1 protein-coding gene is annotated in these 404 nt (G+C 75.7%); it reads left to right on the forward strand.

The window, feature by feature from the left end; all coding sequences use genetic code 11:
• Nucleotides 1–404: glycosyltransferase (locus J5F18_RS12200; protein WP_346298894.1), on the forward strand; the 404-nt coding region annotated here is incomplete at both ends.

Below are 404 nucleotides of genomic sequence, written 5' to 3' on the forward strand. Positions count from 1 at the left end.
CTGCGCGGCGCCCGGCCCGACGCGCGCCTGGTGATCGTCGGTGACGGCCCCGGACGGCGCGCCCTGGAGAGCGCCCTGCCCGACGCCCACTTCACGGGCTTCATCCCCGCCGAGGACCTGGCACGCCACTACGCCAGCGCCGACCTCTTCCTGTTTCCCTCGCTCTCCGAGACCTGGGGCAATGTGCTGCTCGAGGCCATGGCCAGCGGCCTGGCCGTGGTGGCCTTCCGCCATGCGGCCGGCGCCGAACTGATCGACCAGGACCACAGCGGCCTGGCCCTGGCGGTGGGCGACGCGGCCGGCTTTCGCGACGCCGCGACGACCCTCTGCCAACAGCCCGCCCGCCGCGCCCGCCTGGGCCGCCATGCCCGCCAGCGCGCGCTGGCCTACACCTGGCCGGCGAT

Source organism: Halomonas sp. BM-2019 (assembly GCF_017584085.1).